Source organism: Streptomyces sp. NPDC058796, from assembly GCF_042745235.1.
Classification (GTDB): domain Bacteria; phylum Actinomycetota; class Actinomycetes; order Streptomycetales; family Streptomycetaceae; genus Streptomyces.
Map to the genome: position 1 here is coordinate 35982 of NZ_JBHYOP010000021.1, position 13824 is coordinate 49805.

At 68.5% G+C, this 13824-nt stretch carries 13 protein-coding genes and 6 pseudogenes; 15 read left to right on the top strand and 4 right to left on the bottom strand.

Translation table 11 applies throughout. The features are described from left to right. Positions 1-63: 63 nt before the first annotated feature. The 5 genes and pseudogenes from ACFW47_RS33695 (at position 64) to ACFW47_RS33715 (ending at position 3442) form a co-directional block, all read left to right on the top strand. Positions 64-645 (top strand): TetR/AcrR family transcriptional regulator, encoded by a 582-nt coding sequence (locus ACFW47_RS33695; RefSeq protein WP_386288072.1) that lies wholly within the window; start codon positions 64-66, stop codon positions 643-645. Between the two features lie 137 nt (positions 646-782). Continuing rightward, positions 783-1003, top strand: a pseudogene (locus tag ACFW47_RS33700) (nuclear transport factor 2 family protein); the annotation flags it as partial. Further along, positions 985-1164: pseudogene (locus tag ACFW47_RS33705) on the top strand (ABC transporter ATP-binding protein); the annotation flags it as partial. The pseudogenes ACFW47_RS33700 and ACFW47_RS33705, both read left to right, overlap by 19 nt. Positions 1165-1575: 411 nt before the next feature. Then, positions 1576-2379 (top strand): SAM-dependent methyltransferase, encoded by an 804-nt coding sequence (locus ACFW47_RS33710; protein ID WP_386288070.1) that lies wholly within the window; start codon positions 1576-1578, stop codon positions 2377-2379. Positions 2380-2815: 436 nt separating this feature from the next. Next, entirely contained in the window at positions 2816-3442 is a 627-nt protein-coding gene (locus ACFW47_RS33715; RefSeq protein ID WP_386308123.1) for a hypothetical protein, read from the top strand. 100 nt (positions 3443-3542) lie between these two features. Here ACFW47_RS33715 and ACFW47_RS33720 read toward each other — a convergent pair whose 3' ends face one another. Continuing rightward, positions 3543-3698 (bottom strand): hypothetical protein, encoded by a 156-nt coding sequence (locus ACFW47_RS33720; RefSeq protein WP_386288066.1) that lies wholly within the window; start codon positions 3696-3698, stop codon positions 3543-3545. A gap of 306 nt (positions 3699-4004) precedes the next feature. Between ACFW47_RS33720 and ACFW47_RS33725 the strand changes: the two are divergent. After that, positions 4005-4311 (top strand): annotated as a pseudogene (locus ACFW47_RS33725) (hypothetical protein); the annotation flags it as partial. Here the strand turns inward: ACFW47_RS33725 and ACFW47_RS33730 are convergent. Beyond that, positions 4307-4761, bottom strand: a pseudogene (locus ACFW47_RS33730) (GTP-binding protein); the annotation flags it as partial. The pseudogenes ACFW47_RS33725 and ACFW47_RS33730 sit on opposite strands and share 5 nt — an antisense overlap. Positions 4762-4770: 9 nt before the next feature. Here ACFW47_RS33730 and ACFW47_RS33735 point away from each other — a divergent pair. From ACFW47_RS33735 to ACFW47_RS33745, 3 genes are read left to right on the top strand one after another with little or no spacing between them, the layout of a single operon-like run. Then, on the top strand, positions 4771-5574 hold the full coding sequence (locus ACFW47_RS33735; protein ID WP_386308124.1) for an alpha/beta fold hydrolase: 804 nt from the start codon (positions 4771-4773) through the stop codon (positions 5572-5574). After that, the gene (locus ACFW47_RS33740; protein ID WP_386308125.1) at positions 5574-6869 is read left to right on the top strand and encodes a PP2C family protein-serine/threonine phosphatase; all 1296 of its coding nucleotides are present in this window, start codon (positions 5574-5576) and stop codon (positions 6867-6869) included. Before ACFW47_RS33735 ends, ACFW47_RS33740 begins: the two co-directional genes overlap by 1 nt. Before the next feature lie 50 nt (positions 6870-6919). Beyond that, a complete protein-coding gene (locus ACFW47_RS33745; protein ID WP_386308126.1) occupies positions 6920-7198 on the top strand; it encodes an STAS domain-containing protein in 279 nt (92 codons plus the stop codon). 837 nt (positions 7199-8035) lie between these two features. On the opposite strand, the pseudogene ACFW47_RS33750 reads toward ACFW47_RS33745, so the two are convergent. Further along, positions 8036-8492 (bottom strand): annotated as a pseudogene (locus ACFW47_RS33750) (ATP-binding protein); the annotation flags it as partial. Between the two features lie 454 nt (positions 8493-8946). Between ACFW47_RS33750 and ACFW47_RS33755 the strand changes: the two are divergent. From ACFW47_RS33755 to ACFW47_RS33775, 5 genes and pseudogenes are all read left to right on the top strand, one after another. Beyond that, complete coding sequence (locus ACFW47_RS33755) at positions 8947-9516, top strand: hypothetical protein (RefSeq protein ID WP_386288053.1); 570 nt, start codon at positions 8947-8949, stop codon at positions 9514-9516. A 160-nt stretch (positions 9517-9676) separates the two neighbouring features. Beyond that, on the top strand, positions 9677-10135 hold the full coding sequence (locus ACFW47_RS33760) for a DUF4383 domain-containing protein (protein WP_386288051.1): 459 nt from the start codon (positions 9677-9679) through the stop codon (positions 10133-10135). 765 nt (positions 10136-10900) lie between these two features. After that, positions 10901-11053 (top strand): annotated as a pseudogene (locus ACFW47_RS33765) (hypothetical protein); the annotation flags it as partial. A gap of 6 nt (positions 11054-11059) precedes the next feature. Next, a complete protein-coding gene (locus tag ACFW47_RS33770; protein WP_386288049.1) occupies positions 11060-11227 on the top strand; it encodes a hypothetical protein in 168 nt (55 codons plus the stop codon). Between the two features lie 363 nt (positions 11228-11590). Then, positions 11591-12067 carry an ABC-three component system protein gene (locus tag ACFW47_RS33775; RefSeq protein WP_386288046.1) on the top strand — a complete coding sequence of 159 codons (477 nt, stop codon included), beginning with the start codon at positions 11591-11593 and terminating at the stop codon, positions 12065-12067. On the opposite strand, the gene ACFW47_RS33780 is transcribed toward ACFW47_RS33775, so the two are convergent. Then, a complete protein-coding gene (locus tag ACFW47_RS33780; protein ID WP_386288045.1) occupies positions 12064-12318 on the bottom strand; it encodes a hypothetical protein in 255 nt (84 codons plus the stop codon). The two genes, ACFW47_RS33775 and ACFW47_RS33780, sit on opposite strands and share 4 nt — an antisense overlap. A gap of 1004 nt (positions 12319-13322) precedes the next feature. On the opposite strand from ACFW47_RS33780, the gene ACFW47_RS33785 reads away from it, so the two are divergent. After that, a complete protein-coding gene (locus ACFW47_RS33785; protein WP_386308127.1) occupies positions 13323-13733 on the top strand; it encodes an IS5 family transposase in 411 nt (136 codons plus the stop codon). Positions 13734-13824 lie beyond the last annotated feature (91 nt).

Consider the following 13824-nt stretch of genomic DNA (forward strand, 5'->3'; position numbering starts at 1 on the left):
AGGTATGTGAATCGTAGCGCTAGCGTACCCTCGGTACGCGGAACGGGAAGGGCGGTGCGCTCGATGGCAGTCAGCCGGGCGGAGCAGCGGGCGGCCACGCGGCACGCGCTGCTGGCCGAAGGGCGGCGGCGGTTCGCCAACGACGGGTACCACCACGTGGTGCTGGCGGAGGTGGCGCAGGCCGCCGGGGTCACCAAGGGGGCCGCCTATCACCACTTCGACAACAAAGCCGGGCTCTTCCGGGCCGTCGTCCGCGAGGTGCAGCAAGAACTGGGCGAGCGGGTCGCGACCGCAGCCGAAGACCACGAGGACCTGTGGGAGCAGCTCCGGGCCGGCTGCCGGGCCTTCCTGGCCGCGGGGGCGGACCCGGCGGTGCGACAGGTACTGCTTGTCGACGCGCCGACCGTGCTGGGCTGGGACGAGTGGCGGACCCTGGACGAAGAGTCCTCCGCCCGGCACCTCGCGGAGGCCCTGACGGCGCTCGCCGCAGCCGGGATCATCGCTGACCAGCCCGTGGAACCTCTGGCCCGGTTGCTCTCCGGGGCGATGAACGAGGCCGCACTCTGGATCGCCCGGGGCGGGGACACGCAGGCCGCGGAGCAGACACTCGACCGGCTCCTGGCGGGGCTGCGCACCTCGGCCTGATCTCACGCGGACGCTCGGCCTTCCGAGCTGGTGCGGTGAAGGCGGTAGTCCGAGGAGAGGATCACTACCGGCGCCAACGTCGGCTCCGTCCGGCTCGCAGGACGAGCGAGTCGCGAGCGGACTGATGTCACCGGTGCATGCATGAAGAGACTGCGCAGTCCGCGATCGACACGTTCATCTCCGCGTTCGATGCCTCGGACGACGGCTGGGTGACTGGGCTGCTTCCCAGGCCCTTACCTCGAACGTGGTTCTCTGAGGCCCGTTGGGCTGGAGTGAGGGCATCGAGGCGGTGGAAGGGTTCGTGCTGGACATCCGGCGCTGCCCGGCGGGGACCGGCAGGACCTGTCGGTCGTCCGCTTCATGAGCCACCGCGTCTGTGTGATCCACCGCGGGGAGATCGTCGAGTCCGGCGATGCCGACACGCTCACCCGCACACCGGAACACCCCTACACCCGCACTCTCCTGCTGTCGGCCCCCATCGCCGACGTCACCGGACCACGCAGGCGGCGGGAGCAATGAGCCGCCCTCGCCCAGGCCGGATGAAAGTACGGACGCACGCGCCGGCGGCCGAGCCGGGCCGGTGCCGCGGCGTCGGCCCGGCCGGCCCGGTTACAAGCTTCTGTGCTGATCGCCCGGAACACCGCACGCCCGCTCGCAGGTCGCCGGGCCGGGCGTCGGCGACCCGGCCCTTGTGGCCGTACGGCCTGCCGTCGCCCTTGGCCTCCTGCGCCGCCCCGCGGCGCGGCCACTGATCGGCGGTGGTCATGGCGCCGCTCCCCGGGACCACACCGTTCGGACATCCTCGGCGATGCCGCCGTCGTGCCCGACCGGCCGGGCCGTCGTGGCCCCGCCGGCATCCACAGTCCGGGAAGCCGACTCCGATTTCCGCTAAGTCACTACGGAGCCGCGCCTCTGTGTGAAGCTTTCCCTGTGACTCACCCACGTGAAGACGTCAGGGCCAGGCTGCAGACCGATCGCCCTCACTCCGCCCGTGTCTGGAACTACCTGCTCGAAGGCAAGGACAACTACCCCGTCGACAGCGAGGCGGGTGAGATGATCCTCAAAACTTTCCCGGAGTTCGCCGCCGTCGCGCGGCAGCAGCGGCGGTTCCTGGGGCGCGCCGTGCGCTTCCTCGCCGGCGAGGCCGGTGTGCGCCAGTTCCTCGACATCGGCACCGGCCTGCCCACCGCCGACAACACGCACGAACTGGCCCAGCGCGTCGCGCCGGAGAGCCGCGTCGTGTACGTCGACAACGACCCCCTCGTCCTGGTGCACGCGCAGGCCCTGCTCACCAGCACCTCCGAGGGCGCCTGCGCCTACGTCGACGCCGACGTCCGGGACCCGCGACACATCCTGGCCGAGGCCGCCAGAACCCTGGATTTCGGCCGCCCGGTCGCCCTGACCATGCTGGGCATCGTCGGGCAGGTCTCCGACGCCGAACGCCCCGCCGAGCTGGTGAGCACGCTGATGTCGGCCCTGCCCTCGGGCAGCTACCTGGCCCTGAGCGACGGCACGAACACCAACGAGGCGCTCAACACGGCGGTCGGGGCCTACAACGCGCAGTCGGCCAATACCTACCGCCTGCGGTCGCCTCAGCAGATCGCGTCCTTCTTCACCGGGCTGGAGCTGGTGGAGCCGGGGGTCGTGCCCACGGTCACCTGGCGACCGGACGCCGACCAGCCCGAGGAGGGCATGGTCGACGTCTCCGTCTGCGGTGTCGCGGTCAAGAAGTGACCCGGCCTGCCGCTCGTCAGTCCCGCGCATGCGACCGTGCCGCCGACGAGAGGCACGGCTGAAGGAAGGCGCGGTCGGCAGGCGCGCCGCTCGTCCATGATCACGCTCAGCACCCGGCTGCGGGCGGGTGGGCCGCCTGCCCGGACTGCGCGGCCGTACGTTTTCCGGGGTTTCTGGCCCTGGCAGACCGTCTCGACGGGGATGCCGTCGGGGACCTCGCATCGGAGGTCGTGGGCAAGGCCCGTGCTCGGTGGCAGCCCGCGTACCTGAACCTTCGCACGGCCACCTCGGGCAGACGGCCTCGCGTCGGCGATCACCGGCCGGGCTCCGAACGTCCCGCACCGGCTGGTTTCGCGCCCATGCGCCCGTGCTGCGGGTGCCGAGAGGTATCGAGGCTAGTCGGTCGATCACAGGGACGGGGCAAGGGAGGGTGGGCATGAGCGGGTCGGTCGGTAAGGCGCGTGTGGCTGCGGCGGGGAGCCTCTTCGCCGTACTGCTGGTGGCGGCGCTGTCGGATTTCATGGCGGGAGCTGTCGCAGGAGAAGAGGAACTGGACGTCGCCGCAGGACGGTCCTTCGCCGCCGTCGTGTTCGTGCTGGCGATGGTGGCGACTGCCGGGGCTTGGTGGTGGACTCGTCGCCGGGCGGCGAGGTTCGGGCTGAGCGCGAGTCGATACATGCGGGTCGGCCGCCAGATCCAGCGTGGAAAGTTGCCGAAAGACCCCGCCGAGCGGCCGGCCGCGATCGGCATCGCGACGCGACAGCGCCGCGTGCTGAGCGTGCAGAGCCGTCGCAGGGTGTGGTGGCTCCTGGGAGCTGCGGCGCTGCTGTGGCTCGCGAACGCGGTGGCCCAGCTGTTCGCCCACAACTACGGGTACGCCTGCTTCAGCCTTCTTGTGGGAGGCTTGATGCTGATCAATCCTCTGTCCATGCGTCGGCAACGACGGCGGATGGAGGCCGTGGGGCGTGCCCTACATGCTCAGGCACGCCAAGAGCCCCCAGCAACTCTTGACGAGAAGCGAAGGCCCACAGGGAACGGCCTGCAGGTGTGTCGGCGCAGGTAACGGCAGCGTGGATGATCTCCGAGGCAACGCTCACGTGGGGCCCATCGCGACGGGTTGCGCGATGGGCCCCACGCCCATGTGCAGGCATGGAGACAGCAGGTCAGAAGTAATGCTTTCGTCCGCCGACGGCCCGGCCAGTGGCGCCGAGGATCCACAGGACGGCGCCGACGACAAGGAGGATGCCGCCGATGGTGGTCAGGATCGGAACGCCGACCAGTATGCCGATGAGAAGCAGAATGACGCCGAGTATGAGCATGTCGGGTTGCCACCTTCGTTTTCTTCTTCGGCCGGTCTCTCCGCTCGCCACTGCGAAGGCGCACGGGGGGTCCTGGAGAGGCGTCCGAGGACCGGCTTGTCCTGATGGGCGTCTACCTGTCGCAGGTACTGTGCGACGACGTCCTCGTGCCCGGCTCTGCGGCGTCTATGCAGTCGGAGACTTCCCGGGCGCCGACGGCGCACGGTTCTCGTCCTGGGCGAAGTCGGTCACCAGCCCCTCGTCCGCACGGAGGCCGACCTGGGGGGCGAGCGGTACCGTGCGATGCAGAATGGGGGAAGGGGTGGGCTGGTGCGCCCAGTGCTGTTGGTGGATGTGGACGGGCCATTGGATCCGTATGCCGCGAAGCCGCATCGACGGCCGGAGGGTTATCGGACGCACCGGCTTGTGCGCCTTGCTGGGAGGCCGCCGGCGGCGTCGGCTGGCTGAGTGGGGGTTGCCGAGCAAGCCGGTGGAACCGCTGCGGGTATGGCTCAACCCGGCTCACGGCCAGGCATTGAACGCGCTCCCCTTCGAGCTGGTGTGGGCGACCACGTGGGAGGAAGCCAACGTTTTCGTCGCACCCGTCCTGGGGCTGCCCGAGCTGCCCTTCATCGTTCGGCGTGCCAGGCGGCAAGGCAGCCGGTGACCCAGTCGGCGACCGGCTGGACGCCGTCGGGCGAGGTGAGGCTGGTGAAGGCGTACGGCAGGTCCTTGCGCTGCTCGCGGATGTCGGACCCATGGTGTCCGGGTCGACGCCGGCATAGGGGGCCAGGTCGGTCTTGTTGACGACGAGGCGGTCGGCGGTGGTGATGCCGGGGGCCGCCCGTGCGGGGATGTCGTCGCCGCTGGCCACGTCGATGACGAAGACCTGGGTGTCGACGGGGCCGCGGGAGAAGGTCGAGGTGAGATCGTCTCCGCCGGACTCGATGAGGATCAGGTCGAGCGGGTGCGGGGTCTGCCCGAGTTCCTCGACCGCTTCGAGGTCGGCAGAGATGCCGTCCCGGATGGCGGTGTGCGGGCAGGTTGCTCGTGGCCGTGCCGGGGAGTGGACAGAGCCTGAGAGAGTGGGGGGATGGATATCGAACGCAGGAACAATGTCACGGTCACCGGTAATCCGACGGGGCGGGCGGTGGTGCTGGCTCATGGGTTCGGCTGTGACCAGAACATGTGGCGTCTGACCGTGCCCGCCCTGGTCGATGACTACCGGGTGGTGCTGTTCGATTACGTCGGTGCGGGCCGCTCGGACCTGTCCGCGTTTTCGGAGGACCGCTATGCCTCGCTGGACGGTTACGCGAAGGATGTGGTCGAGGTTTGTGAGGCGCTCGATCTGCGGAATGCGGTGTTTGTGGGGCATTCGGTCAGCGCGATGATCGGCGTGCTGGCGGCTGGTATGGCGCCGGAGCGTTTCGGGGCGCTGGTGATGGTCGCTCCGTCCCCGCGGTACATCGATGACGACGGCTACCGGGGCGGATTCAGCGCCGAGGACATCGCCGAACTCCTGACCTCTCTGGAGTCGAACTACCTGGGATGGTCGGCGGCCATGGCTCCGGTGATCATGGGCAACGCGGACAGGCCCGAACTCGGTGAGGAACTGAAGAACAGCTTCTGCGCCACCGACCCGGACATGGCCCGCGTCTTCGCCCGGACCACGTTCCTGTCGGACTCGCGGGACGACCTGAAGGCGGTGGCGGTGCCGACGCTGATCCTGGACTGCACCCAGGACGTCATCGCCCCACGTGAGGTCGGCGCCTTCGTCCACCAGGCGATCCCCGGCTCGAAACTGGTGACACTCGAGGCGACCGGGCACTGCCCACACCTTTCCGCGCCCGAGGCCACCAACGAAGCGATCACCGACTTCCTGGCGCGCCTGCGGTGATGTGCCGCACCGGGCAGGAGTCCGGCCCACACGACGCAGACAACGAGAACAGCGAGGAAGGACCAGCCTCGGCGTTCGCCTCGCTGCTGGAGGACAGCGTCGAGGAACTCTACGAGAGCGCGCCCTGCGGATACCTGTCCACGTTGATGGACGGCACCATCGCCAAGATCAACACCACGTTGCTGGACTGGATCGGTCTGGAGGGTGAGGCTGTGGTGGGCCGGATGCGGTTCACCGACCTGCTGACCGTGGGCGGCAAGCTCTACCACGAGACACACTTCGCGCCACTGCTGCGGATGCAGGGCGAGATCAGCGGCATCGCCCTGGAGATCAAACAGGCCGGCGGCGGGCGCATGCCGGTCCTGGTCTCCTCCGTTGTCAAACACGGCAGGAGCGGAGAACCCCAGCTGATCCGCACCACCGTCTTCGACGCCCGCGACCGCCGCGCCTACGAGCAGGAACTCCTGAGAGCCCGCAAAGCGGCCGAGGAGGCGCGCAAGGAGGCGGAGGCGGACCGCGTCCGGCTGCAGGACGCACTGGCCGTGCTGCAGCAGTCGCTGCTGCCCGCCACCCTGCCGTCGATGCCGGGACTGGAGGCGGCTGCCCACTACCGCACTGCCTCCCCGGACCGGCTCGGCGGCGACTTCTACGACGTCTTTCCCCTCGACGCCGATCGCTGCGCCTTCTTTCTCGGCGACGTGTGCGGCAAAGGGCCTCAAGCCGCCGCGGTCACCTCACTGACCCGCTACACCCTGCGCGCCGCCGCCGTGCACGACCCCGATCCCGTCTCCGCCCTTCAGACTCTCAACAAGGTGCTCCATGAGCGCTACACCGGCGGTGACCCGCGCTACTGCACCACGATCTACGGCACCCTGGACCCCGACCCCGCCACGGGGCGGGTCACCGTCCGTCTCGCCTCCGGCGGCCACCCTCCGGCCCTTGTCCTGCGCGGCAACGGGAAGACTGAATACCTCCCTACTCCCGGCGGCCTCCTCGTCGGCGTCCTGCCCGCCGCAACCTTCACTGCCGCCACGACCGTGCTGGAACCCGGGGACACGCTGCTGCTCTACACCGACGGCCTGACCGAGGCCCGTACCGGCGATGACCGCACCGCCCTCTACGGAGAAGAGGCTCTGCTCGAATTCGCTACCGCCTACGCCGGCCGCCCCGCCCAGGACGTGATCCAGGCACTCACCGGCCTACTGGACGACCTCGGTGACGGCCTCGACGACGACACCGCCCTCCTCGCCCTCGGCGTCCCCGTTCTCACCGCCCGGACCGAAGCCACCGCATGAACCCGCTGTAGACCAGCACCCGTCACGCTCCAACCGGACCTGTCCTGGAGATGAGCGGCGACCTCGACTACACCACCGCCGGCGAACTGCGTGCACTGATCACCGCACTCACCCTCAAGCCTGGCCAGCGCTTCGTGCTGGACTTGGCCGGCCTTGAGTTCTGCGACTCCAGCGGTATCACCGCCGCGATCGCCGCCCACAACCACGCTCACACCGCCCAGGCCGACGTAGCACTCGCGGCCGTCCCCGGCCACACCCTGCGCGTGCTGCGGCTGGTCGGACTCGAACGAGTCGCGCGGAGTGCCGGGCGCCACCATCAGCCGGAGTGAGTTCGAGGAGCACTGGGCGACAGCTCGCCAGGCAGATGCTGAATCGTAGGGGCGAACCCGGTCGGCTCACCTGGTTCCGTGCTGTCGTCTTCGATGGCGTCCGGGTTCTCGTAGAGAGCCAGCTCGGCTTGTTGCGCACGAACGTTCCTGCCGTGGCAGCGGGGTGAACAGGCACTGCGTGGGCTGACCGCGGGTCGGATGAACTGGGCTCCGCAGCCGGGGCAGGGCAGGACCTGCTTCTGGTCCGGGAGGATGCCGTTGCTGGACGGTGCGCTCTTCCCGGACGGCCCGTGACATCGGACTTCTCCCTGCGGTTCCCTGCAGTGTGCCTGTGGCCTTCGGGCTTCTTCGCTCTGGGCCGCCCCGTGTCCGTTGCTCGGCCAACCACACACACAGCCACTTTCTCTGCCAGAGCCCTTGGGCACGTCACCTCCCGTAGGTGGCTAGGGGGTCTGTTGGCAACGCGGCCAGCCGATGAAGCAGTCCGCCGACCTTCCGCGGGCGGCATCCGGCTCTCATGATCACGAACCGGCTCAAGGACCGAATAGTGCAAGGTCAGAACACTGCCTCTTCACCAGTAGGCGGCTGGTAGAACCTTGCCACCAGCCGTAGACGGTGCCTCCTCCGGGACCTCGCTGGCCGGTCAGGCAGGTGTCTGCACACACCGCGTGCTGACTGAGATCGGCCTCTCATCTCAGATCGGCAAAGTCGCGGATGGTTGTGGTTTCGGACCGGACGAACCAGATCCCGCTTCCAGGCGGCGTCTCGTCCGAGCGGGCTTTGCGGGCTTCGATGTCTACGTCCGGGGGCCATTGGGTGCACTGCGACCAATGCACCGTTGACCAGCTTCGTCGCCAGCGTGTAGCGGACGCGGTAGCCCTTCATGGCGGCCTCGGTGCCCAGGGCGATGAGCATGTGGGACTTGCCGGTGCCGGAGTCGCCGATCAGGCAGAGCGGCTGCCCTTTTCCTGATCCACTCGCAGGAGGTGAGGGTGTGGATGGTGGCCGGGTCGATGTTGGGGTTGGCGTCGAAGTCGAAAGTCCGCAGCGACTTCTCCCGCGGGAAGCCGGCCGCCTTGACCCTGCGTTCCGAGCGGCGACGGGCCCGGTCGTCGCACTCGGCCATCAGCAGTTCGGCGAGGAAGCCGCGGTAGGTCATCTGGTCCTTGATCGCCCGGTCGGCGATGTCGGAGAACTCGTTGCGGATCGACGGCAGCCGCAGCATGCGGCAGGCGGTGTCGATGGGGGCGTCGACGGCCTGCTCGGTCAAGCCTCGCTGGCGGGGCAGGGTCACTGGGCTTCTTCCTCTCGGTGGGCGCTGCTGCTGACGCGACGGCGTCGGAGCAACTGGTCATAGGTCACCGAGGGCAGCGGCCTGGTGTCCGGCGGCAGGTGGGCAAGGCGCCACTCGTGCAGAAACGTCACGTTTCCCGGCGCTCACGTATCCGCGGGGGCGGATGGTCACGCACGTGGTGCCGTGTGCAACGAGGGCCTGCACGAGCGCGATCATCACGGACGTCGTGAGGTCCTTCGCCTGAATGACTGTCCCGGCGGCGCCCGGCAGCGCTGGCGGGCGCCGCCGCAACTGGTGCAGCCGTCCTCGCCGTGGATGTGACAGCGGAACTGAATGATCGTCGTCTTGGGTTGCACCCATCTGGACTGCTGTGGTGGCGGGGTCTGCGGAGGCTGGGAAGGGTGGGAGGCACTGTCCACGTCGGCCAAGCCTGCGCCCCTGAAGGAGCTCCGCTATGTCTGAACGCAATACCGCCATCCGCAGTCTGCACGATCTTGGTCTGGCGGCCTGGTTCGGTGGCTCGCTGATGGGGGCGGTCGGCCTCAACGGTGCGGCCGAGGACGAAGGTGGCAGCGAGGCGACCCGGGACCGGATCTCTTCATCGGGCTGGGCGAAGTGGGCGCCGGCCAACGCCGCCGCGATCGGCGCGCACCTCTTCGGCGGCGGCGGACTGCTCGCCGTGAACGCGCACCGGGTCGCCACCCAGCAGGGCGTGGCCGCCTCCACCACGGCCAAGACCGTCGTCACCGCCGCGGCTCTGGCGGCCACCGCCTGGGCCCGCGTCCTGGGCAAGAAGATCGAGCTGGCCTCCTCCACCGACCCCGATGACGCCGAGAAGGCGGCCAAGCACCCGATCGACGTGGACAAGGCGCGGCGGCAGCTGCACCTGGCGCAGTGGGCGGTGCCAGCCCTGACCGGATGCCTGATCACACTGAACGCTCTGCACGGCGAACAGCAGCGGCCGAGCGAGCAGATGCCCGGCATGTGGGAGCGGGCACGCTCCGCAACGCACCTGATGTCGTAAGGGCCCGCAGTACGCAGGGGAGGCGACCGGCAGCGTCAACGCCTGCACCTGCGCGCTCTTGGGCGGCTGTCGTGACATGTCTGCGACGGCTGGGGGCACTCAGGGAGGGCTAAAGGCGGACCGCCGGGGCCTGCCTCCGACAGTGAAACAGGGAGTTGCCATGTCCACACATGCACGTGCCGCCCGCACAGCCCGAACTCCGGTACAGCAGGCCGCGATGGTCGTGGGCGCGGTCTTCCTTCTGGTCGGTGTCCTCGGCTTCATTCCGGGCATCACCACGAACTACGACACCATGGAGTTCGCCGCGCACCACTCCGAGGCCAAGCTACTGGGCATCTTCCAGGTGTCCGTCCTGCACAACCTCGTGCACCTGGCCTTCGGCGTCGCCGGGCTGGCACTGGCGCGCACCGCTGCGCAAGCACGGCTGTACCTCCTGGCCGGCGGTGTCATCTATCTGGTCCTGTGGCTGTACGGGCTGATCATCGACCACGACAGCGCCGCGAACTTCGTCCCGCTCAACACCGCCGACAACTGGCTCCACCTCGTGCTCGGCCTGGGAATGATCGCGCTGGGCGCGCTGCTCACCCGCAGGCCCGCCCCGACACGGAATGCTCACTGACCGGTACGGGCACCTGATCACGCCCTTACGACCCAGTTCGGCCACCCGTCATAGCCGCTGGCATGGGGCGCGGTGGCGGCAGTGGCCGCGCAGCATCATGCGGATGCGCCAGGGGAGTGCACCAGGGTGTCCGATCACTTCAGGCTTCGTTACCTCTGCCGGGTGCGGCACGTGCTTTCGCCCACGAAGCACGCGTTCACCACCCCGGGGCCTGGACGCCGTCACAGCCTTCCGCACCCCCTTGAGATCTGCTGCATGGGTGGGGCGGCTGCCCCGGACAGGGCAGCCGCCTCACCCGTTTTCGTCGGCAGGCTTGTCTTCCCGCACCGACCCCGGTCCCCTGGCCGATGCATGGTTCTGGGCCGGCAGAGCGGGGCTGGCTGCGAGGCGACGGCCGGGGGCAGGGCCATGCAGTGCGTGATGTATCCGTACGGCCGCGGGCTGTGAAGACGGATGAGGGCTCGCGTCCGGGGTAAAGGAGGTCGATCGGCTCTCCACCCGGCGCACATGCGAGTGAGGCGAGGGTTGTAGTGGCGATGCCTGCCGTGTCGGTGGAAGCAGCATTCACATGGTGGAAGCCCTGCAGGTGCGGGACCGGATCGGGCTGGCGGCTGTGCTGGCGGCGGCGGAGGATGCCGCGCCGGTGCGCTCACTGGACATCGTGGCGCATAATCTGCGCGAGCGCTTCGGCGCGCGGTACGTGTCGTTCTTGTCCATCGAGACGGCCGCAAGGACACCTTCAAGTACGACACCAACGGCAACACCCTGTCGGTCACCACCACGGGCGCGGGCGCGACCCGCGAGTACACCTACAACAAGGACGCCCCGACGTGCGGCGGTTTCGAGGGCCAGCGCTGCACGGCGGAGGACGGGAACGGCAAGGTCACCTCCTTCACCTACGACGACCACGGCAACCTGATCAAGGTGAAGCCGCCGGCGCCGCTCGGGGAATCGACCTACACCTACGACGCGCTGGGCCGCGTGGAGACGGTCCTGGCCCATGTCTACAAGGCCGACGACTGGGAGGACTTCACCGTCGAATGGGTCCGGGCGCATTCGACCTATGGAACGGGCGACCCTATCTCCGGGTGAAGAGAATGGGCGGGGCAGGAGACCGAGGAGCGGACGTCGCGGCCTGTCTGACAAGGCACTGCCGGGGAGTGGCACTGCTACCAGTGCAAGCACTACAGCAAGGCGCTGACGCAGAGCGATGCGTGGCCCGAGATGGTCAAGATCTTCACGGCGAAAGTGTTGCGCGGGTACGAGCTGCCTACTCGGTACGTCTTCGTGGCACCGATAATCGGCCAGACCCTGGATCGGCTCCTCCTCCATCCTCCAAGACTGAAGAAGGACTTCCTCGAAGCCTGGGACAAGGCGGACTCCAAACTCGGGACCGATCTTGACCCGCCCGTCCGGCAGGCTGTCGGGGACCTCGCTCGGTAGACGGACTTTTCGATGTTCGAGGCCGCGGACATCGACAACATCTTGGAGCTGCACGCGACGACCCCGCACCACGTGCGGCGCTTTCCGGAACAGCTCAGGCCGCGTCCAGAGGCCGATCCGGCGCCCGCAGAGCAGAGGGCTGACGAGGCCGTGTACGTGCAAAAGCTCCTGGACGTCTACAACGAGAAGTACGGCCTCAGCCTCCAGACCCTTGCCCACGCTCGCGAGCATGAGCGGACCAACCGGGACTTGGCCCGGCAGCGAGAGGCGTTCTTCCACGCAGACGCATTGCGGGTCTTCGCCTGCGAGAGCGTCCCCGAGGCCACCTACAAGAAGATCGAAACGAACCTGTACAACGCCGTGGTCGACATCGAGGACCGCGACTACAGCTGCGGACACGACCGCCTGGACGCCGCCGCAGCGCACCAGCCCAACCCACACAACATCCTCGCCCCCGTCGTGGAAGTCATCGACCTCAGAGAGCGTTAAGTCCGTTTCTGATAGCGGCCGCGTCCGGGCTGTTCGAGGAGTTCCTGGCGGACGAGTCGTCCCAGGCGGAGGCGGGTGACGTTGATCGAGGGCTCGTCGGTGGGCAGGCCGAGGGGCTCGTGCAGGTCATGGACGCGAAACACCTTCTCGGGGTGATCGTTGAACGCGGTCACGATGCGCTGGTAGACGGTCGCGTTGGCGGTCTCGGCGGGGGCGCACAGCGAACAGAAAGCCGTCGGCCTCCTGTTCATCGGACAGGGCCATGTAGAAGAGCGTGAAGGCGCAGCCGCGCAGAGGCCAGTGCCCAGGAGGTGGCGGGCCGCCCATTTCTGCATCCGGGCCGGAGGCTGCTGCCCTCCCAGGGCTCGATCCCCGGTCCAGAACGCGTGAACAAAACATCGATTCCAGCTCATCACCACGGCAGAACATGGCTGTTGATGGGCCAGGCCCGTCCGCGTCACCTCTTGGCTGCCGCTGTGAGCGCCGCCAGGTTCATGTCTCGCTGCCCGCTCTCGCGGACTCGGGCGGCGGGGGCCGTCGTCTTCCCCCGTGTGGACGAACATCAAAGTGCGGCCTTCCTGGTAGGAGTCACAGCCCGACCCTTCGCTGATCCCGAAAGGGGGTGCCTGCCATGCAGAACGACCAGTACGGCCTTCTCCAGCTGCTGTTCGGACTCCTCGGCCTCGGCTGATGGCTGCCCACGGGCCCTGTCGGACCGTCGTCCGACAGGGCCCGTCGACCGCCGTCGGTCAGGCAGGCGTCCGGCCCGTGATGGCCGGCAGGGTCGTGGTCCTGATACGGCGACAGGTCACGAAGCCGTACACGGCCCATGCCGTCCAGATGACCGTGCTGACCAGGGGCCACCACAGGTCCCACCCACGTTCGCCCCAGCTGAGATGCACGGCCCAACTGACCAACCAGCTCACCGCGAGGAGAAGTGCCGCCCATCTGGCCCACTGCCAGATACGCATAGCCCCTCGGGCACGGGCCTCCCGTGCTCTCCGCTCGTCCTGCCGCAGTCGCGTGCCGTCCATGACATCCGTCTACCCCCTCCCCGGCCGCTGCCCCGGGACATTTGACAGAGACCGGAAACGGATGTCTCGGCCGGCACCGGCAGAGCCGGTGCACCCGGAACCGGCCTCGCGGCGCCATTCACCGAAGGTGGCACTGACCAGGAGTGGGAGTTACTCGCTCCGCTGATACCCCGGGCCGCGACCGGGCGGCCTCGCGCGGAGGACCGGCAGGTCACAACGGGATGGTCTACAAGATCCGCACCGGGGTCTCCTGGCGTGACCTGCCGGAACGCTATGGGCCGTGGAAGACCGTGTACACCCGCTTCCGCCGTTACGCCCTCGACAGAGTGTTCACCCAAGCCCTGCAGCAGATCCAGGCCCACGCCGACGCGGCCGGCGAAATCGACTGGCTGGTCCAGATCGATTCCACCATCGTCCGCGCCCACCAGCACGCCGCCGCCACCGGTCGAAAAGGGGGCGGCATCACCCTCGCCTGTGACGGCAAGGGCCGTCCGCTCGCGATCCTGGTGACGCCCGGCCAACGCCACGAGAGTGTCTGCGCACGTCCTCTGCTGGAACGGATCCGTGTTCCCCGCACCGGCCCGGGCCGGCCGCGGTGCAGGCCCGACCAGGTCATCGCGGACAAGGCTTAAAGGTCCTAACAAAGGCGTTGGACGTGGCGGTGGGTGATCAGGCAGACGGCGAGGCCGAGGAATGCTTCGTGGATGTCGTCGCGTCTCTCCC

What these genes read in the sequence shown, in the direction of transcription:
- ACFW47_RS33695 (WP_386288072.1), top strand. Translation starts at nt 64, where the DNA reads ATGGCAGTCAGCCGGGCGGAGCAGCGGGCGGCCACGCGGCACGCGCTG.
- ACFW47_RS33715 (WP_386308123.1), top strand. Translation starts at nt 2,816, where the DNA reads ATGAGCGGGTCGGTCGGTAAGGCGCGTGTGGCTGCGGCGGGGAGCCTC.
- ACFW47_RS33720 (WP_386288066.1), bottom strand. Translation starts at nt 3,698, where the DNA reads ATGCTCATACTCGGCGTCATTCTGCTTCTCATCGGCATACTGGTCGGC.
- ACFW47_RS33735 (WP_386308124.1), top strand. Translation starts at nt 4,771, where the DNA reads ATGGATATCGAACGCAGGAACAATGTCACGGTCACCGGTAATCCGACG.
- ACFW47_RS33740 (WP_386308125.1), top strand. Translation starts at nt 5,574, where the DNA reads ATGTGCCGCACCGGGCAGGAGTCCGGCCCACACGACGCAGACAACGAG.
- ACFW47_RS33745 (WP_386308126.1), top strand. Translation starts at nt 6,920, where the DNA reads ATGAGCGGCGACCTCGACTACACCACCGCCGGCGAACTGCGTGCACTG.
- ACFW47_RS33755 (WP_386288053.1), top strand. Translation starts at nt 8,947, where the DNA reads ATGTCTGAACGCAATACCGCCATCCGCAGTCTGCACGATCTTGGTCTG.
- ACFW47_RS33760 (WP_386288051.1), top strand. Translation starts at nt 9,677, where the DNA reads ATGTCCACACATGCACGTGCCGCCCGCACAGCCCGAACTCCGGTACAG.
- ACFW47_RS33775 (WP_386288046.1), top strand. Translation starts at nt 11,591, where the DNA reads ATGTTCGAGGCCGCGGACATCGACAACATCTTGGAGCTGCACGCGACG.
- ACFW47_RS33780 (WP_386288045.1), bottom strand. Translation starts at nt 12,318, where the DNA reads ATGAACAGGAGGCCGACGGCTTTCTGTTCGCTGTGCGCCCCCGCCGAG.
- ACFW47_RS33785 (WP_386308127.1), top strand. Translation starts at nt 13,323, where the DNA reads ATGGTCTACAAGATCCGCACCGGGGTCTCCTGGCGTGACCTGCCGGAA.